17 protein-coding genes are annotated in these 17,613 nt (G+C 62.5%); 9 read left to right on the top strand and 8 right to left on the bottom strand.

The window, feature by feature from the left end; translation table 11 throughout:
- Positions 1-32: 32 nt before the first annotated feature.
- Positions 33-686 (bottom strand): MOSC domain-containing protein, encoded by a 654-nt coding sequence (locus tag QMG79_RS11880; protein WP_283538821.1) that lies wholly within the window; start codon positions 684-686, stop codon positions 33-35.
- Between the two features lie 114 nt (positions 687-800).
- On the opposite strand from QMG79_RS11880, the gene QMG79_RS11875 reads away from it, so the two are divergent.
- Both QMG79_RS11875 and QMG79_RS11870 read left to right on the top strand, forming a co-directional pair.
- On the top strand, positions 801-1,769 hold the full coding sequence (locus QMG79_RS11875; protein ID WP_283538820.1) for a DMT family transporter: 969 nt from the start codon (positions 801-803) through the stop codon (positions 1,767-1,769).
- 344 nt (positions 1,770-2,113) lie between these two features.
- Positions 2,114-3,430 (top strand): ATP-binding protein, encoded by a 1,317-nt coding sequence (locus tag QMG79_RS11870; RefSeq protein ID WP_283538819.1) that lies wholly within the window; start codon positions 2,114-2,116, stop codon positions 3,428-3,430.
- 120 nt (positions 3,431-3,550) lie between these two features.
- On the opposite strand, the gene QMG79_RS11865 is transcribed toward QMG79_RS11870, so the two are convergent.
- The 3 genes from QMG79_RS11865 to QMG79_RS11855 form a co-directional block, all read right to left on the bottom strand.
- A complete protein-coding gene (locus QMG79_RS11865) occupies positions 3,551-4,132 on the bottom strand; it encodes a dihydrofolate reductase family protein (protein WP_283538818.1) in 582 nt (193 codons plus the stop codon).
- A 107-nt stretch (positions 4,133-4,239) separates the two neighbouring features.
- Entirely contained in the window at positions 4,240-5,028 is a 789-nt protein-coding gene (locus QMG79_RS11860) for an SDR family oxidoreductase (protein WP_283538817.1), read from the bottom strand.
- A 71-nt stretch (positions 5,029-5,099) separates the two neighbouring features.
- On the bottom strand, positions 5,100-5,711 hold the full coding sequence (locus QMG79_RS11855; protein ID WP_283538816.1) for a TetR/AcrR family transcriptional regulator: 612 nt from the start codon (positions 5,709-5,711) through the stop codon (positions 5,100-5,102).
- 149 nt (positions 5,712-5,860) lie between these two features.
- Here QMG79_RS11855 and QMG79_RS11850 point away from each other — a divergent pair, with 149 nt between their 5' ends.
- From QMG79_RS11850 to QMG79_RS11840, 3 genes are read left to right on the top strand one after another with little or no spacing between them, the layout of a single operon-like run.
- Entirely contained in the window at positions 5,861-7,198 is a 1,338-nt protein-coding gene (locus QMG79_RS11850; protein ID WP_283538815.1) for an ABC transporter substrate-binding protein, read from the top strand.
- The gene (locus QMG79_RS11845) at positions 7,195-8,172 is read left to right on the top strand and encodes a carbohydrate ABC transporter permease (protein ID WP_283538814.1); all 978 of its coding nucleotides are present in this window, start codon (positions 7,195-7,197) and stop codon (positions 8,170-8,172) included. The genes QMG79_RS11850 and QMG79_RS11845 overlap by 4 nt, the downstream gene beginning before the upstream one ends.
- The gene (locus QMG79_RS11840) at positions 8,169-9,086 is read left to right on the top strand and encodes a carbohydrate ABC transporter permease (RefSeq protein ID WP_283538813.1); all 918 of its coding nucleotides are present in this window, start codon (positions 8,169-8,171) and stop codon (positions 9,084-9,086) included. Before QMG79_RS11845 ends, QMG79_RS11840 begins: the two co-directional genes overlap by 4 nt.
- A 98-nt stretch (positions 9,087-9,184) precedes the next feature.
- Here QMG79_RS11840 and QMG79_RS11835 read toward each other — a convergent pair whose 3' ends face one another.
- Together QMG79_RS11835 and QMG79_RS11830 are read right to left on the bottom strand one after the other, a co-directional pair.
- Positions 9,185-10,372, bottom strand: a complete 1,188-nt coding sequence (locus QMG79_RS11835; RefSeq protein ID WP_283538812.1) for a cystathionine gamma-synthase — start codon at positions 10,370-10,372, stop codon at positions 9,185-9,187.
- Between the two features lie 11 nt (positions 10,373-10,383).
- Positions 10,384-11,769, bottom strand: a complete 1,386-nt coding sequence (locus QMG79_RS11830; protein ID WP_283538811.1) for a cystathionine beta-synthase — start codon at positions 11,767-11,769, stop codon at positions 10,384-10,386.
- Positions 11,770-11,984: 215 nt separating this feature from the next.
- Between QMG79_RS11830 and QMG79_RS11825 the strand changes: the two genes are divergently transcribed.
- The 3 genes from QMG79_RS11825 to QMG79_RS11815 all read left to right on the top strand — a co-directional run bounded on the left by QMG79_RS11825 (position 11,985) and on the right by QMG79_RS11815 (position 14,922).
- Positions 11,985-13,145, top strand: a complete 1,161-nt coding sequence (locus tag QMG79_RS11825) for an SLC13 family permease (RefSeq protein WP_283539241.1) — start codon at positions 11,985-11,987, stop codon at positions 13,143-13,145.
- A 36-nt stretch (positions 13,146-13,181) separates the two neighbouring features.
- A complete protein-coding gene (locus tag QMG79_RS11820; RefSeq protein ID WP_283538810.1) occupies positions 13,182-13,823 on the top strand; it encodes a maltokinase N-terminal cap-like domain-containing protein in 642 nt (213 codons plus the stop codon).
- Between the two features lie 115 nt (positions 13,824-13,938).
- Positions 13,939-14,922 (top strand): DNA-3-methyladenine glycosylase family protein, encoded by a 984-nt coding sequence (locus QMG79_RS11815; protein ID WP_283538809.1) that lies wholly within the window; start codon positions 13,939-13,941, stop codon positions 14,920-14,922.
- 61 nt (positions 14,923-14,983) lie between these two features.
- On the opposite strand, the gene QMG79_RS11810 is transcribed toward QMG79_RS11815, so the two are convergent.
- Entirely contained in the window at positions 14,984-16,660 is a 1,677-nt protein-coding gene (locus QMG79_RS11810; RefSeq protein WP_283538808.1) for an AMP-binding protein, read from the bottom strand.
- 94 nt (positions 16,661-16,754) lie between these two features.
- Here QMG79_RS11810 and QMG79_RS11805 point away from each other — a divergent pair, with 94 nt between their 5' ends.
- Positions 16,755-17,033: a putative quinol monooxygenase gene (locus QMG79_RS11805; protein WP_283538807.1), complete on the top strand. Its 279-nt coding sequence runs from the start codon at positions 16,755-16,757 to the stop codon at positions 17,031-17,033.
- Positions 17,034-17,113: 80 nt separating this feature from the next.
- On the opposite strand, the gene QMG79_RS11800 is transcribed toward QMG79_RS11805, so the two are convergent.
- A complete protein-coding gene (locus QMG79_RS11800) occupies positions 17,114-17,521 on the bottom strand; it encodes a thioredoxin family protein (RefSeq protein ID WP_283538806.1) in 408 nt (135 codons plus the stop codon).
- Positions 17,522-17,613 lie beyond the last annotated feature (92 nt).

Below are 17,613 nucleotides of genomic sequence, written 5' to 3'. Positions count from 1 at the left end.
GTGAGCTTCGGCACACGCGGTGCAGAAGCCTTTTAGGCACCCAACCGACGCCCCAGTGTGCGGAACGCCGAGTGGAAGCTCTCCTGCAGGCGGATTTCCCCCGCCGATTCTGCAGCCCTGAGGCTGGCGACGGCGGCCAGGCTTGGTTCGCTGAACCACTCTCCGATGGTGACGCCATGGGTGGGGACGTGGAAGCGTTCGACGGCGTCGCCCGCTTGGATGGTGCCCGTGCGGATGACCCGCAGGTAGGTGCCCACCCGGCCCGCTTCGGTGAACCGCTTGACCAACTGCGGCGCCTTGATACGCCGTTGGAACGTGGCGCAGGGGGTGCGCGGAGAGGTGACCTCGAGCTCCACAGCGGTGCCAACCCGCCATCGCTCCCCTATGACCGCGCCAGTGACCTGGACTCCGGCAATGCGCAGGTTCTCACCGAACATCCCCGGCGTCACCTCACGGTTCAGCTCCGCGGACCAGTAGTCGGCATCCTCCTGTGAATAGGCGTAAATTGCCTGATCCGGCCCGCCATGATGGACCCTGTTCGCCTGGATATCGCCTGTCAGGCCCAACCTGTGGACTTTCACCGGACCCTCCACTGCACGCTTGTCGATAGCCGTGACGCCAACACTGCTGGAATCGTTCAGGAGCTGGTGGACGCGGCAGATGGCCAGAACGGACCCGGTAGTCATGGATTCAGTGTAGGGCCGGCAGACGGCTGCGCGGAGCTTCTGCCAGGCATTCCCTGACTTTGCCGCAGGCTACGATGCACAGGGCCGATACCTCACCCAGAGAAGGAGCATGCGATGGCCGCTGGCGAAACACAAGTCATCCCCGCGGCTGGTATGCAGGCGCCTGCCTCCCGCCGAGTTCTGTTCGCCTACCTTGGGGCCGCACTGATCTGGGGCGCCAGCTTCCTGTTCATGAAAACCGGACTCACGGGACTGGCGCCCTCGCAGGTCGCACTCTCAAGGCTGGTTCTGGGAGCCGCAACGCTGTGCCTCATCATGCTGCTCACTCGGCGGCGCTGGCCCCGCGAGCGCCGGCTGTGGGCGCACCTGGCAGTTGTCTCAGTGTTCCTGTGCGTCGCACCGTTCCTCCTGTTCGCCTGGGCTGGCCAGTTTCTGCCCTCTGGGTTGTCAAGCATCCTGAATGCGACAACACCGATCATGACGCTTGCGGTTGGAGCGATTGCGTTGCCCAAGGAACGCCTCCGCCGGCTCCAAATAGGTGGAATTTTTGTTGGTGGCCTTGGCGTCGCGCTCGTGGTCGGACCGTGGCGGGTACTCGGGGATCCAGCGATCCATGAGTCAGTCCCCGCGCAGCTGGCATGCCTCGGCGCAACACTCTGCTATGGCATTGCATTCGTCTACCTGCGCAAGTTTGTTCTGGGAACGCACTCTTACGACCCTGTTGTCATCTCCGCGGTGGAAATTTCCCTCGCCGCCGTCATCATGGTGCTACTTTCGCCCTTCATTGCCTTCGAGCCAATCTCCCTCGATCCGTCGGTGGTACTGAGCATGCTGGCCCTTGGCGGGCTGGGTACCGGCGTCGCCTACATCTGGATGACCATCATCGTTGACACCTGGGGGCCAACCGCCGCATCCACCGTCACGTACCTGACACCCCTTGTTGGCGTGGTGCTTGGCATCTTTGTCCTCGGCGAAGTCCTGCACTGGAACGAGCCCGTGGGCGGAGTCGTTGTGGTGCTCGGTATCCTGACCAGCCAGGGAAAGCTGCGGCTGCTCCGGCGTGGACACCGGGAACGGTCCTAGGTACTGCACGCCGGGATTGCGCACTGCTGCCCTGCCGCCATTCTGCGGCTCGGGTCGACCACGCCACCGCCTTCACATGGTCCAAGTGGCCGGAGCATGCACTGATCCTGGTGCGCATGTCTTGTTTCCCGATGTGCCGTGCCTGATCATGAAGCAGGGCAGTTCCTTGAAGCGCTCCCGGAAGATACGCCAGACCCCGGGTGCGAGCGCGGGGAGCTGCGGGGTAGGAAAAATGGCAGTCATCCTGGTCTGGATGCCACGTGAGATCTGAACCCCAGCAGAAAAAGTTACCGCTAGCCCAAAATTACCGTTAGCTCAATGACGAATACGACGGGACACACGTGATGGCAGCCTGGCGAATCAGGGATTTCCACTCCTCCGATCTTGATGGCATCCTGCATCTTTGGGAGTCACTCAAGGCCACCAATGTGGAGCCGGTCTACGCGCTTCCTGAAGTATTGGCCTCCTGCGAAAAGGACCACGCCGTGGTGGCGGTCCACGGTGATGAGATCGTGGGTGCAGCCGTTGGACGTGCCGCCCATGACCAGGGCTGGATCGTCTTCCTCGCCACCCTCCCGGAGCACCGCAGCAAGGGAATTGGAACCTCGCTCCTGGCCGCCGTCGAGAATCGGATGGCGCCGCACGGGTTGAACAAGCTCTCCGCGCTGATACCGGAATCCGAGACCCGGGTGGAAGCATTCCTGGGCCACGGCTTCGTCCTGAAGAAAAACCTGCGCTATTTCGAACGGAAAATCCCGGTCCAGCGCCAGGAACTCGGGCCCCTGAGCCAGCTTGGCGGCCGCATCCTGGCCCGCGACCTTTGGGAAAATGTCGCCGGCATGCGGAACGAAAAGAAACTCCTCGAACGCCGCCTGGTCCTGCCTCTGGCCGAGGCCGATCTCGCCGACGAGTACGGCGTGGTGCCACCGCGCGCCGTTGTTCTCTTTGGTCCCCCCGGGACAGGCAAAACCACTTTCGCTAAAGCGATCGCATCCCGGCTTGAATGGCCGTTCGTAGAGGTTTTTCCTTCCCGGCTCGCCGCCGATCCCAAGGGCCTGGCCGGCGCCCTGCGCGAAACCTTCCTGGAGATCGCGGAACTGGAACACGCCGTCGTCTTTATCGACGAGGTGGAGGAGATCGCGTCTCAGCGCTCAGGTGAACCGCCGTCGCCGCTCCAGGGCGTCACCAACGAACTCCTAAAGATCATCCCGGCTTTCCGCGAACAGCCTGGCCGGCTGCTGGTGTGCGCCACGAACTTCATCCGTGCCCTGGACACTGCATTCCTGCGCCACGGCCGTTTCGACTACGTGATCCCGATCGGCCTGCCGGACCGTCAGGCGCGCGAGGCCATGTGGCAACGCTTCATTCCCTCCGCAGTGGTGGACGCCGTGGACGTGGGGCTTCTGGTGGACCGTACCGAGGGGTTCTCCCCTGCGGATATAGAATATGCGGCACGGAGCGCCTCCCAACGAGCACTGGAAAAGGCGGTCTACGACGATGATGGCCAGGCATACAGCGGCACGAGGTCGACCAGCGCGGAAGCGCGCAAGGGACCATCGACGCAGGACTACGTTGACGCGATCTTGGATACGAGGACTACCGTGAGCGAAGCGGTCCATCAGCAGTTCCTTGAGGACATAGACTCGCTCGGCCGGGTCTAGACGAAGTGCCGGGCTTGGTTCACCGTCGACCTGTGCGCAGTGACCGTGCCGACAGTGTCAGAGCCGACGTGAGCGCTATGCGCTCAGAAAGAATTCTGTCGACGTGACGCGTAGCTGGCGCTAGCCGGTCATCCGAACGGCTGCGTTCCGTATCGCGTGGCGGACATAGACCACACCGTTGCCGAACCTTCGATGCTCCACTAGTTCGAGGTCCAGTCGGATACCCCGGGGAAGCGCCGGCTTGCCGCCACCTACCAGGACGGGGCACATCAGCAGCACGCACTCATCGATCAAACCGTGCCGGAATGCCTGTGCAGCGAGGTCCGCGCCGCCGATGCTCACATCCGAGGCGGCCAACTCCTTGAGCTGTCGAACCGCGTCGGGTTCAAAATATCGCTCAATCCTGGTGCGCGGAGTCGAAACTTCTTGGAGCGTTGAGGAGTACACGACCTTGTTGGCATCGCGCCAGATCTGGGCATACTCCTGAACGACCGGCGGCTCCTCTGCCAACCAGTCGTCGTTGTCCCAGACGCGCATCGTCTCGTACATCCGTCGGCCGTAAAGCGATGTGCTGATACTCCGCTCGTGCTCGTTCCAGAAGGCGTGCACCTCCTCATCTGGCACGGACCAGTCGAAGGAGCCGCCCTCGTCCTCAAGATAGCCATCAAGAGAGGTGTTGGCCGCGTAGATCAGCTTGCCCATGGGTGCCTCCAGTTGGACGTGTGACTCATTTTTACAGCGCCAGGGCGGCACCGGCAAGTGCGTTCTTGGCCATATTTGCAGGGTTGCACTGGAGCCCTGGGCACTTCCTAGGCCGAAAACCCGCCGTCTACCTTGATCAGCTGCCCGGAAACCCACCGACCGGCAGGTGAGAGCAGGAACCCAATGGTGGGCGCCACATCTGCAGGGGTGCCCAGCCGCCCGGTTGGTTGCTGACGCGTTGTTGACTCCCGTACCTCAGGGCTCATCCACCCCGTGTCTACCGGACCGGGATTGAGCACATTGGCAGAGATCCCCAACGGGCCAAGCTCCCGGGCTGCCGCCAGCACAATCCGGTCCAGGGCACCCTTGGACACCCCGTAGGGCAGGTTGAAAGCGGTATGGTCACTGGTCAGCGCGACTATTGCGCCACCTGAGTCCGGCACCTGCCTGGCGAAAGCGGCAATCAGCTGCCAGCCTGCCCGGGCATTCACGGCAAAGTGCCTGTCAAAAGACTCCGCGGTGGTGTCCAAGATTCCCGAATCCACGCTCTCCGTGTGGTTCAGCACCATCCCGTCCAGGGGACCGAGAGCCCCAGCACACTGTGCCATCAATTCCTCGACGGCGAGCGGGGCCTCAAAATCGGCTTCCAGGCTGTGCACGGCGGCACCCATGGCCTCAAGTTCCGCCACCAGCCGTTCGACGTCGTCCGGCTCCTGCCCTAGGCCCAACCGGTGATCATAGGCGGGCCAGCACGTGATCACCAGGTCCCACTGTTCGGCAGCCAACTGCCTCGCCACCCCTGCGCCAATTCCTGCCATCCGGCCTACGCCGGTGACCAGCACCTTCCTGCGGGTGGTTGCCTCTGCACCGGAACCTTCACTGGGGGTAACGTCCATGGCGTTCAGCCTAGCTGGACGCAGGCGCAACCCCGAGTTCCGCGAGGGGGGGGGCAACGGCGGGCGCGACCCTATTCGGGCAACAGCACCAGGTTGAGGTACGCATTCAGGCAAACGGACATGTCCACGCTTCCTGGAGCGAGCAGCCACTGCGTCTGGATACCATCCCACAAGCCAACCAGTGATGCGGCGGCCACGTCAGGATCGACTCCTGGCCGCAGCCTCCCCGCAACGGCCAACTCAGAAAGCTGCAGGGCATAGTTGCGTCGAAGCTGCGCAAACCTGTCGACGAAAAACTGCCGGCCCGGGTTACCTTCAGTCAGCGACTCGGCACACAGCACCGTGTAAAGCTCCAGGACCCCTGGCACTCCCTCGTTGAAACGCGCCTGCTTGAGCACCGAATCAACAATCGACGACTCAAGGTCGGGCGCCGGCGCACCGTCACCACTGACCATGTCACGCCACGTGAGCACACCCATCAGGAGGCTGCTTTTTGAAGGAAAGTAGTGCAGCAGGCTGGTCTGGCTCATGCCTGCGCGGTCAGCAACCTCCTGCAGGGTGCCACCACGGTAGCCCCGCGTGGCAAACACCGAGTGCGCCGCCGCGAGAATGGCTTCCCGCCGTTGGGTCGACTTCGCGTACGGCCCCCGCCGGGCGGGTACGCTCCCCGTTTTAGTGCTCATGGCAAGCAGTGTACAGCCGTTGCGGACGGCCGCAGAATGAAACTCGAGTGGCTACTCGGCTTTTGTGTTAGCCTTTTTCTCACCTGGCAACGGGGTGCCGCATGTCACAGTCGTCGGCACTGGTTTCGAACACAACGAAGTGAAGGCACATGGCGCAATTATCGCGAAGACAGCTCCTTGGCGCAGGCCTCGGAACAGCAGCACTGGGCATCCTGACCGGCTGCGCTACCCCCGGAGTTACCTCCGTCAACACCAAACCGGTCATTCCGGCTGCGGGCGGAGAACCCGTCACCATCACCTATTGGGCGTGGCTCAAGGACCTCCAGAACGTTGCAGACGTCTGGAACGCGGCGAACCCCCAGATCCAGGTAAATGTCGAATGGATTCCAGGCGGCAACGCCGGTGGTTACCAAAAGCTGTACTCTGCCCTGGCAGCCGGTGGGGGCCCGGACCTCGCCCAGATCGAATTGCGCACCATCCCGGAATTCGTGCTGGTCAACGGCCTGGTCGACCTTTCCCGCTACGGTGCCGAAGAATACGCTTCCCGCTACGACAAGACGCTGTGGGGGCAGGTACAGTACGCCGGCGGAACCTACGGAATCCCCCAGGACGCCGGACCCATGGGCATGTTCTACCAGCCAGAGGTCCTCGCCAAGGTTGGCGCCCAACCTCCTGCTACCTGGGAGGAATGGGCGGCCGTAGGCAAGGAACTGCGCACGCAGGATGCCTACCTGGACTGCTTCCCGCTCGCCGATGCCTCAGTCTTTACGGCGTTCGCAACGCAAGCCGGCGCCAACTGGCTCAAGGCAGAAGAAGACGGTTGGGTCATCAACATGACAGATGACGCCACCATGGACGTTGCCAGGTTCTTCGACAAAGCCATCACGGACGACATCGTCCAGACCGGCTATGGTGCGTACTCCCCCGGCTGGTTCGCGGCTGCGGCCAAGGGCGGGATCGGCTCAGTCACATCAGGCAGCTGGGGCGATGCACTGGTCCAGGGCGTCAGCGGCGGCGAAGGGAAATGGCGTGTTGCACCCATGCCCATATGGGGCAGTACCGGATATGGCTCGTCCTACCTGGGTGGCTCCACAGCAGCGGTTCTCGCCAACAGCAAGCACCCCAGGGAAGCCCTGGAATTTGCAACCTGGATGACCACGTCAAAAGAAGGCATCGACGCCATGATTCTCAACAGCGGAATCGGCTGGTCACCAGCCCCAGAGTTCATCGGCACCACACGGCTTGAGCCGTCACCGTTTTTCAGCGGCCAGCGCTACAACGAGGAAATCTTCGTCCCCGCCTCGGCTGCCCAGAACCAGGATTGGAGCTGGTGGCCAGTCACCCAGCAGTCATTCAATATCCTCAGTGACGGGTTCCGGAAAAAAGCATCAGGTACCAGCTTGATGGATTCAATCGTCACCTCGGAGCAGCAAATCATGACCGTCTTCAGGAACAAGGGCCTCACCATCCGAAAGGAGGCGTCATGACGACGACGTCCCACACCGCGGGTGCGCAGCCTCGCCAGGAAGACCGCCCCGGCCAGCGGACTCCCACCAAAGCCGCCCGTGGCACACACCGGACGGGCGCCACGGCCCGCGCGCCCTGGATACTGCTGGCACCTTTTCTGGCACTGTTCCTGCTGACCTTCATCCTGCCCATCATCGTGGCGCTCATTTCCAGCTTCACCAAGGTCACCCGGAGTGGCCTGTTCGGAGAAGCCGGTGTGACAAGCGGGTTCGCAGGCTTCAGCAACTACGCCCAGGCGCTCTCCGATGGCAGTTTTGTCGCCTCGATTGGACGCATGCTGCTCTTTGGCGTTGTCCAGGTGCCGTTTATGATCGTGCTCTGTACAGTCCTGGCCCTGATGCTCGAATCAGGCTCCGCCAAGTGGCCGGGTTTTTTCCGGGCTGCCTATTTCCTGCCCTACGGTGTCCCAGGGGTTATCGCCACCATCCTCTGGTCCTTCCTGTACGTTCCAGGCCTGAGCCCGCTCCTGGATATTGCGGGTGTTTTCGGCCTCAGCCCGGATTTCCTGGGACCTGATACCGTCCTGTGGTCCATCGCCAACATTGTGACCTGGAGCTATACGGGCTACAACATGCTCATTATTGTGGCCCAGCTCAAGTCCATCCCTGTCGAGCTCTACGAGGCTGCCAAGGTTGACGGTGCATCGACCCTCCGCGTGGCCACCAGCATCCAGCTTCCCCTGATCCGACCGGCCCTAGTACTGACCACCGTGTTCTCGATCATTGGAACGCTGCAGCTCTTCGCGGAGGCGCAGGTCCTCAAAACCGTGGCGCCGGCAATCGACAGCCAATACACGCCGAACCTCAGCGCCTACACAACGGCGTTCGCCTACAACGACTACAACGTGGCCGCAGCACAGGCGGTCCTGATCGCCCTGGCTGCCTTCACGCTGTCTTTCGTCTTCCTCAAATTCACGAACAGGAAGTCCTCATGACCACCACCGCGAATCCCAAGACGACGAAGGACACTACTGTCCGCGCTTCCCGGGCCACCAAGGACCGCTCCGCCGGAAAGCGCCGGTCCTCGACTATCATCGTCACTGCAGTGCTGGTGGTCGTGGCCACGTACTTCTTGGTCCCGGTGTACTGGGTGGTGGTTGCTGCCACCAAGTCCACGGCGGACCTTTTCGGTACCAACGGTTTCTGGTTTGCCCCCACTTTTGCCCTGTGGGAGAACATCTCCCGGGTCCTTTCCTACGACAACGGCATCTTCTTGCAGTGGTTCCTCAATTCGGTTCTCTATGCCGGCGTCGGCGCCCTGGTGGCTACCTACTTCGCAGCTGCTGGCGGTTACGCACTGGCCAAGTATGAATTCAGGGGACGGAACCTGGTGTTCGGCACCATCCTGGGCGGAGTCCTGGTTCCGGGAACCGCAACCGCATTGCCGCTGTTCCTCCTCTTCAGCCAGATGGGGATCGCCAACACCTACTGGAGTGTCCTGCTGCCCTCCCTGGTTTCCCCTTTTGGCCTCTTCCTTTGCAGGATCTACTCCCAGGCCACAGTGGACACCTCACTGATGGAGGCCGCCCGCCTTGACGGTGCCAGCGAACTGCGGATCTTCCACACCATCGGCCTCCGTGTCCTGACGCCGGCGCTGGTGACAGTGTTCCTGTTCCAGCTGGTCGGCATCTGGAACAACTACTTCCTGCCGCTGGTCATGCTCTCCGACTCGAACCTGTACCCCATCACGCTTGGGTTGAACAACTGGCTGAGCCAGGTGGACAGGCTCCCCGAGTTCTACGAGCTCACCACCGGTGGCGTCCTGCTCTCGATTATCCCGCTGGGCATTGCCATGGTGGTCCTGCAGCGTTTCTGGCGTGGTGGACTCACTGAGGGTTCGGTGAAGTAGGAAAAACACCCACGACGCAACGATGGCACGGTGCTGCAGTCCTCACAAAGGGAACTGCAGCACCGTGCCATCTGCCGTTTAGGGCTCGCGCGCGTCAGCTAGCTAGCTGAGCCAATGGCGGCGAAGGCGTGCTCCAGGTCAGCAATCAGGTCAGCAACATCCTCGATGCCGCAGGAGAGCCGGATCAGGTTCTCGGGGACTGCCAACTCCGTGCCCTTGACTGAGGCGTGTGTCATCTCTGACGGGTAGTTCATGAGGGATTCAATGCCACCGAGTGATTCAGCAAGCGTGAACACCGACGTCGACTCCGCCACCTTACGTGCAGCAGCGGCGCCACCCTTGAACTGCACGGAGATCATCCCGCCAAACTTTTTCATCTGCTTCTTGGCCAGTTCGTGGCTGGGGTGCGACGGGAGGCCGGGGTAATGCACGGCCTCCACCTCCGAACGGCCCTCCAGCCACTGCGCAACCGCCATTGCATTGTCGGAATGCCTGTCCATGCGCACCCCCAGCGTCTTCAGGCCACGCGTGGTGAGGAAGGCATCCATGGGACCGGAAATAGCACCCACAGCAAACTGGACAAAGCCAACCTTGGTGGCCAGTTCGGCGTCGTTGACCACAACGGCACCACCCACCACGTCGGAGTGCCCGCCAATGTACTTCGTCGTGGAGTGGATAATGATGTCCGCCCCCAGAGCCAGCGGCGTCTGCAGGTAGGGCGATGCGAAAGTGTTGTCAACTACCAGGAGGGCCCCGGCGTCGTGTGCCACCTCTGCCAGAGCGGCAATATCGGTCACCTTCATCATCGGGTTGGAGGGCGTCTCCACCCACACAAAACGGGTGCTGCCACCGTTGGTACCACCAGCGGCCACGGCTGCACGGACAGTGTCCAGATCAGCCATGTCCACTGCGGTGTTACCGATACCCCAGTCCCCCAGGACACCGTTGATAAGGCGGTACGTTCCGCCATAGGCGTCGTTGCCCAACACAATGTGATCGCCAGGACGCATCAGCGCTTTGATCAGCGCGTCTTCAGCAGCCAGGCCCGAGCTGAAGCTGAATGCGTGCGAACCGCCTTCCAGCGCAGCAAGCTGCTCCTGGAGTGCGTCACGGGTGGGGTTCGCGCTGCGGCCGTATTCGTACCCTTCGCGGAGCCCGCCAATACCGTCCTGGGCATAGGTGGAGCTGAAGTGCAGGGGTGGAACCACCGCGCCGGTCCGCGGCTCGAAAGCCTGCCCGGCGTGAATGGCGCGGGTATTAAAACCTGAATTCTCTGAGATAACCATGGTGCTCGCTTTCAGTTGCTGAGGTAGGCCAGGAGGTCGTGCCGGGTCAGAATACCCACGGGCGCGCCCACAAAAGTCACCATCAGGGTGTCAGACTCGGAGAGCAGCTTGCGGGCTGCTGAAATGGATTCCAGCGACCCGATCACCGGCAGTCTCGCCTGCATGTGCTCGGAAATCTTGTCCGTCAGCATGGCTTCGTTGCGGAACAGCTTGGAAGTCAGCGTGCGTTCGTCAACAGAGCCAAGCACTTCACCCATGACCACCGGGGGTTCCTGGGAAAGGACGGGGATATGACTTACACCGTACTCATTCATGATGTTAATGACGTCACGAACCGTCTCATTGGGATGAATGTGCACCAGATCGGGCAGATCGCCGTTCTTGAGTTTGATGACCTCCCCTACGGATTCTTCCTCACCGCTGGAGAGGAATCCGTACGAGCGCATCCACTGGTCATTAAAAATCTTGCCCAGGTAGCCGCGGCCGGAGTCGGGGAGAATGACGACGACGACGGCGTCGGCCGGCAGATCACGGGCGACTTCCAGCGCAGCCACCACAGCCATTCCTGAGGAGCCGCCCACCAGAAGGCCCTCCTCGCGTGCCAGGCGCCGGGTCATGGCGAAGGATTCGCCGTCGTTGACGGCGATCACGGCGTCAGCCACACCCTTGTCATAGTTATCTGGCCACATGTCCTCGCCCACACCCTCGACGAAGTAGGGCCGGCCCGTTCCGCCGGAGTACACGGAACCCTGGGGGTCCGCACCAATGATCTTGACCACGCCACCGTCGGCTGCTGCCCTGTTGGCAGAGGCCTCCTTCAGGTAGCGCCCCGTTCCGGTAATGGTCCCCCCGGTACCTGCACCAATGATGCAATGCGTGATCTTGCCGTCAGTGTCTTCCCAGATTTCCGGACCGGTGCTCTGGTAATGGCTGGCCGGGGCCGCTGGGTTGGAGAACTGATCAGGCTTGAAGGCGTTGGGAATTTCCCTGACCAGACGGTCCGACACCCCGTAATAGCTCTGCGGGCTCTCCGGCGGGACCGACGTTGGCGTGACCACAACTTCAGCGCCGTAGGCACTGAGCACCGAGCGCTTGTCCTCGCCCACCTTGTCCGGGACCACAAAAACGCACTTGTAGCCCTTCTGCTGGGCTACCAGCGCCAGGCCAACACCGGTATTGCCGGAGGTGGGCTCAACGATGGTGGCGCCAGGATGCAGCTTGCCTTCACGCTCAGCGGTTTCGATCATGTTCACCGCAATGCGGTCCTTGATGGATCCGCCAGGATTAAGGTATTCCAGCTTCACCAGGACGGTGGCGGAGATGCCTTCGGTCACATGGTTGAGCTTGACGAGTGGGGTCTTGCCAATGAGGTCCAGGATGGACTGGGCGTACTTCATACCTACAAAGTTACCGCCTGCACGCAGCCGGCGCTGACGAACGGGGGCCTTGGGACTGGCCCACGGAGCGCCGCCGCGCGGCTCTGCGGGCGTAGCTGGTGGGCACCTGCACAGACAGGTCGCTCTTGGGATGGGAAGATCATGCGGTGAAGAACACGCAAGGCCCCATCACGGACCGCAGGAAAAGCCCGGGAAGGTTGCGCTGGAAGGGCCTCCTGAAGAGCTATGCGTTTCCGGTCGCAGTAGCCCTTGCCGGCCTGGCAGCACTGCTAACAGGTCTTCTTCCCCTGCAGGATTTTCAGGTTCTTGCCGGCAGGACAATTCCCATCCTGGCCTTCGTGGTCGCAATGTCGATCGTGACCGAACTGGTGGACAGCGCCGGCCTGTTCCGCGCGGTGACGGCACGACTGGCCGTCCTGGGGCGTGGGAAGGTTTTCCTGCTGTGGCTCCTGGTGGTATCGCTTGCCACCGTTTCCACTGTGTTCCTGTCCCTCGACACCACGGCCGTCCTGGTGACGCCGGTGGTGGTCCTGCTTGCGCTGCATGCCAAGATCCCACCGCTGCCGTTTGCCCTGACCACCGTGTGGCTGGCCAATACAGCGTCCCTTCTCCTGCCGGTTTCCAACCTGACCAACCTGTTGGCCCAGGATCGCCTCGCACTGGATCCAGCGTCATTTGTTCGCCTCGTCTGGGCTCCCGCGCTGGTGGGAATCGTGGTACCGGTGGCCCTTCTGTGGCTGATGTTCCGCAAGGACCTGTCCGGAACGTATCGGCAGCGCCCTGCGGAGGGAATAACGGACCGCACGCTGTTCTGGACTGCTGCCGGAGTCCTGGCGGTACTGCTCCCCCTCCTGGTGTCGGGCCTTCCTGTGGCCTACCCGGCCGGGGCCGCAGCGTTCACCCTGCTGGTCCTGTTCCTTGTGCGCCAGCGATCCGTCCTGCGCTGGACCATGGTGCCCTGGCGCCCCCTGCTGCTGACGTGCGGGCTTTTCATGGTTGTGGAGGCGCTCCACGCCCACGGCCTGACGGAGGTGCTGGCCGGAGTGGCTGGCACGGGCGAATCGTTTCCCGCCCTGCTGCAGCTCGCTGGCGTGGGCGCGGGATCAGCCAATGCCGTGAACAACCTGCCCGCATACCTGGCCCTTGAACCCCTGGCCGGCTCCCCGGTCCGTTTCGCGGCCCTGCTGATTGGTGTGAACCTTGGGCCCCTCCTCACACCGTGGGCCTCCCTTGCTACGCTGCTGTGGCTCGAACGGCTGCGGGCGCTCAACGTCCCCGTCCGTGCCGGGGCGCTTGCCCTTGCTGGCCTGGCCGCCGTCGTCCTCGTTGTACCCCTTGCAGTGCTGGCACTATGGCTGGGCGCAGGAATGCCGTGAAGGTCCCACTAGCCGCGCTCACTTATGCTTGGCCCCATGTCAATCATTTACGATGCCACCATCACCCCTTCGAAGTTGGACATGATCGGCGCCTGGCTGCAGGACCAGCAGTGGTTTGTTCCCGTGGATACCCTTGCGCTGGAGCGGATTGCGTCTTTCCGTTTTGACGATCCCGCAGGCCTGGTAGGTATTGAGACGCTGCTGATCAGGAGCGGTGCAACGCTGTATCAGGTGCCTGTCACTTACCGGGGGTCCCCGCTGGATGGCGCCGAGTCCTATCTGCTGAGCACTACCGAGCACTCGGTTCTGGGTACACGGTGGGTGTACGACGCCACCGGTGATCCCCTGTATGCCGCATCCATGGCCGGTGCGGTGCTGGCCGGAGAGCCGCAGGCTGATCAGGTGCAGCATCGTGGCGAGGAACGCATTGCACTCCCAGCAACCATCAGCCTTGCCAGCACGGGGTCAGCAGGGGCTCAGGTCCCCGCCGTTGGAACCATAGAGTCCCGCACGGAGGGGAACCTCACCATCATCACAGCGAGTGGCTTCACAGTGGCAGTGGTCCGAAAACTGGGTATCGACGTCGAGCCCCCGGCAGGTGCTGCGCTCACCGGAACGTGGGCGGCGGGCAGGGAATCCGCGCTGCTGGCGACTGCTACTCCCTCCGTCCCCAGCTAGGGAGCGCCAACTGTCGTTTTGAGGGCTCAAAACGAAACCTAGCGCTACCTTGCGGGGAGGGGCCAGGTGGGAGGGCGCCCAGCGGAATGTCAGTGGATCGTGGCACCATGGATCCATGACCGTTGCAGATGCTCCCGCCCGGCTGGCCGCCGCTGCGGATGCCTCGCTTCGATGGTTTCCGGATGGTCCCTACAGCCTCACCCAGACCCTGGGTCCGCTGCTACGCGGTGGCAGCGATCCTTCTTTCCTGCTTGAGGGGGGCGTCCTCTGGAATGCCTGGAACACCGCCGCGGGCCCGGTCACCGTACGCTTCACGTTTACTGGTGTCCCGGTTGCGGAATCCTGCGTGGATGCCCAGGCGTGGGGTCCCGGCGCGGAGGCTGCCCTGGCTACGCTCCCCCGGCTCCTGGGCGAACAAGATGACTGGACAACTTTTGATGAACCGGCATTTAGCGCCACCCTGCCGCGCATGGTCCAGGACGCCCGACGCCGGAGCACCACCACCCGGCTGCCCTCCAGCGGCCGCATGGTGGATCAGTTGGTCCACATCATCCTGGAGCAAAAGGTCACGGTGATCGAGGCCCGCCGGGGGTACCGCTGGCTCATGCACCGGCACGGCGGGCCAGCACCCCAGGCTGGTGCGCTGGCTCCTGCCGGGCTCATCGTCGGCCCTACCGCCGCGCAGTGGCTCCAGGTCCCCAGCTGGGATTGGCATCAGGCAGGGGTGGGGCCGCAGCGCTCCGCCACGGTCATGCGTGCCCTGCGCTCGGCCGCAGCGCTTGAACGCTTGGCTGACCTGCCGGCGATCGAGGCAGGCACCAAACTCCAGACGGTCCCCGGCATTGGGATCTGGACTGCTGCCGAGGTGGTGCAGCGGACCCACGGCTGTCCTGACTCAATCGCCGTGGGCGACTACCATCTGGCTGCCTACGTGGGAGCCGCGCTGACGGGGAAGAGGACAGATGATGCTGGCATGCTCGAACTCCTGGAACCCTGGCGGGGTCACCGTCAGCGCGTGGTCCGCCTGATCAAGAGCACCGGATACCGCAAGCCCACGTTCGGACCGCGGATGACCATCCAGGATCACCGCCGGCACTGACCAGCCCGGGCCAGCCGTCCCTGCCGGGGCAGCTACCCGCGCCAAATGCAGCGCCTGCAAGCTACAGGCCCAGCCGGGCTACGGCTTCCTCCCGCAATGCCACCTTGCGGATCTTGCCGGACACCGTCATGGGAAACTCCGTCCGGATTTCCAGGAGCCGTGGAATCTTGTAGTGCGCCAAGGTGTCCCGGCAGAATTCCTGCAGCGCGGCAAGGTCCATGACAGCGGCGCCGGGTGCCAGAATCACGCAGGCCAGCAGAGTCTCGCCGTACCTGGCATCCGGGACCCCAACTACCTGGACGTCCTGGATGTCCGGGTGGGTATAGAGGAACTCCTCGATCTCCCGCGGGTAGATGTTTTCCCCGCCACGGATCACCATGTCCTTGATCCGGCCCTCGATGACCACGTACCCGTCCACATCCATTCGGGCCAAGTCTCCGGTGTGCATCCACCCCTCAGGATCAATGGCCTCGGCGGTCTTGTCCGGCTGATCCCAGTAGCCGGTCATGACCGAATATCCCCTGGTGCACAATTCACCGATGTCCCCGCGGTCCAGCACGACGCCGGTGGCAGGGTCCACAATCCGGCTCTCCAAGTGCGGCATGGTGCGCCCGACAGTCTGGGTGCGCTGGTCCAGGGAGTCCCCGGCTCGGGTCATCAGGGAGACTGGCGACGTCTCCGTCATTCCGTAACAAATCGCCACATCCGCCATGTTCATGTCCGTGATGACCTGTTTCATGACTTCGATGGGACAGAGTGAACCTGCCATCACGCCGGTCCGCAGGGTAGACAGGTCATAGGAAGCGAAGTCTGCCAGGGCCAGTTCGGCAATGAACATGGTGGGGACCCCGTAGAGTGAGGTGCCGCCAAAGTCCTGGACCGCTTCCAGCGCTGCCGCCGGAGTAAAACCACGGCTGGGGATAATGGTGGCGGCCCCGTGGCTAAGTGCTGCCAGGTTCCCAATCACCATGCCGAAGCAGTGATAGAAGGGTACTGGAAGGACCACCCTGTCCTGGGCTGTGTAGCCCAGGAGCTCACCGATGGAGAACCCATTGTTCAGGATGTTGTGGTGGGTCAGCGTAGCGCCCTTGGGAAAACCCGTGGTTCCGGAGGTGTACTGGATGTTGATGGGGTGGTGTGGGTCAAGGCCAGCCAACCGGACCTGGAGCGCAGAATGTCCGACGTCGTCAGCGCGCCGCAACAGTTCGGCGTATGTCTGTTCCGCCGCTACGACGGGATCGCCGGCAGTGAGTCCTTCGGCTCCATGGTCCGGCAAAAAAACGAGATCACGAAGCTCGGTGCACTCGGCGAGCGCTGCCCGGGCCATGGCCACGTAGTCGCTTTTGGGCTCCGAGGGTGCAACAACCAGCATCCGCATGCCGTTGTGCCTTGCCACGAAAGTCAGTTCGTGCGAGCGGTACGCGGGGTTGATGTTGACCAGAATGACACCGATTTTTGCTGTGGCGTACTGCAGGAGCGTCCATTCGGCGCAGTTGGGGCTCCAGATCCCAATCCGATCACCCACTGCCATGCCCATGGCGAGCAGCGCCCGCGCGAGCCTGTCGACGTCGTCGTTCATCTTTGAATAGCTCCAGCGCCTGGCTTCCTCCCCAGGAACCGCAGCAGCCTCAAGCAAGGCGTCGTGGAGTGGGAAAGCAGCCACCATCCGCTCAAAGTTCTGGCCAATGGTTTCCTCGAGCAGGGGGACGTCAATGTCCCCGGCAGTGTATGCGCGCATGATGGCACGCTACCAAGCGTTGGTGCTGCTGAGAAGTATCTACGGCGTGGGCTGCACTGGGGTTGCGCCCACCGTGGCCGGTAGGGTTGCTGGCATGAGTGATCCAATTAATCTCCTGGCAACCTTTATCCCCAATGAAGGCGAGTTCTTCCGCGTGAAGCTTGCCCTCGAAATCGCCATCGACGAGGTGGTCAACGAGCCCGGTTGCCTTCGCTACGAACTGACCGAGGCAACCGAAGAGAAACTGGTCCTCACGGAGCAGTGGGCTTCCGAGGAAGATCTTGCCGCCCATGGCAAGGGCAGTGCCCTACAGGACCTGGGTGAATCCCTCAGCGCCCTGCTGGCCCACCCACCCAAGGTTGAACGGGTCTGATCATTCACTGCACGGAACTACATAAAAAGGCCGCCGCCCCCATCACGTGATGGGGGCGGCGGCCTTTTCGCACCAGGCGGTTATGCCTGGGGCGTACCGTCCTGGTTACTTGCAGCTGCCTCGGCCTCTGCCTGCGAGCGGGCCACATGGGCGTGGACCTCTTCCATGTCCAGTGCCTTGACTGCGCTGACAACTTCTTCAAGCTGCTGTGCGTTGAGGGCGCCCGGCTGAGAGAACACGAGAACTTTCTCGCGGAACGCCATCAGTGTGGGGATGGAGGTAATGCCAGCTTCACCGGCGAGCTGCTGCTCGGCTTCGGTGTCCACTTTGCTGAAGACAATCTCCGGATGCTTCTCGGAGATTGCGGAGTACGTGGGTCCAAACTGCTTGCAGGGCCCACACCATTCGGCCCAGAAATCAACAAGCACAATGTCGTTGTCCTGGATGGTCGATGCGAACTGTTCGCCTGTGATGTCTACGGTAGCCATACGTTCTACGGTACGGGAACGGGGTCCTAATGTCGCCAGAATGTGCCAGGTGTTCGCTCCGCGCGTTATGGACGCCCGGTCCTGCTGCACCC

This window comes from Pseudarthrobacter sp. PS3-L1 (genome assembly GCF_030063285.1).
Lineage (GTDB): Bacteria > Actinomycetota > Actinomycetes > Actinomycetales > Micrococcaceae > Arthrobacter.
The sequence above is the reverse complement of the archived record's forward strand: the minus strand, read 5'-3'. Positions and strand labels throughout refer to the sequence as shown.

Bases quoted from the DNA above. Each gene is read 5' to 3' on its own strand.
- QMG79_RS11880 (WP_283538821.1), bottom strand. From the start codon at position 686: ATGACTACCGGGTCCGTTCTGGCCATCTGCCGCGTCCACCAGCTCCTG.
- QMG79_RS11875 (WP_283538820.1), top strand. From the start codon at position 801: ATGGCCGCTGGCGAAACACAAGTCATCCCCGCGGCTGGTATGCAGGCG.
- QMG79_RS11870 (WP_283538819.1), top strand. From the start codon at position 2,114: ATGGCAGCCTGGCGAATCAGGGATTTCCACTCCTCCGATCTTGATGGC.
- QMG79_RS11865 (WP_283538818.1), bottom strand. From the start codon at position 4,132: ATGGGCAAGCTGATCTACGCGGCCAACACCTCTCTTGATGGCTATCTT.
- QMG79_RS11860 (WP_283538817.1), bottom strand. From the start codon at position 5,028: ATGGACGTTACCCCCAGTGAAGGTTCCGGTGCAGAGGCAACCACCCGC.
- QMG79_RS11855 (WP_283538816.1), bottom strand. From the start codon at position 5,711: ATGAGCACTAAAACGGGGAGCGTACCCGCCCGGCGGGGGCCGTACGCG.
- QMG79_RS11850 (WP_283538815.1), top strand. From the start codon at position 5,861: ATGGCGCAATTATCGCGAAGACAGCTCCTTGGCGCAGGCCTCGGAACA.
- QMG79_RS11845 (WP_283538814.1), top strand. From the start codon at position 7,195: ATGACGACGACGTCCCACACCGCGGGTGCGCAGCCTCGCCAGGAAGAC.
- QMG79_RS11840 (WP_283538813.1), top strand. From the start codon at position 8,169: ATGACCACCACCGCGAATCCCAAGACGACGAAGGACACTACTGTCCGC.
- QMG79_RS11835 (WP_283538812.1), bottom strand. From the start codon at position 10,372: ATGGTTATCTCAGAGAATTCAGGTTTTAATACCCGCGCCATTCACGCC.
- QMG79_RS11830 (WP_283538811.1), bottom strand. From the start codon at position 11,769: ATGAAGTACGCCCAGTCCATCCTGGACCTCATTGGCAAGACCCCACTC.
- QMG79_RS11820 (WP_283538810.1), top strand. From the start codon at position 13,182: ATGTCAATCATTTACGATGCCACCATCACCCCTTCGAAGTTGGACATG.
- QMG79_RS11815 (WP_283538809.1), top strand. From the start codon at position 13,939: ATGACCGTTGCAGATGCTCCCGCCCGGCTGGCCGCCGCTGCGGATGCC.
- QMG79_RS11810 (WP_283538808.1), bottom strand. From the start codon at position 16,660: ATGCGCGCATACACTGCCGGGGACATTGACGTCCCCCTGCTCGAGGAA.
- QMG79_RS11805 (WP_283538807.1), top strand. From the start codon at position 16,755: ATGAGTGATCCAATTAATCTCCTGGCAACCTTTATCCCCAATGAAGGC.
- QMG79_RS11800 (WP_283538806.1), bottom strand. From the start codon at position 17,521: ATGGCTACCGTAGACATCACAGGCGAACAGTTCGCATCGACCATCCAG.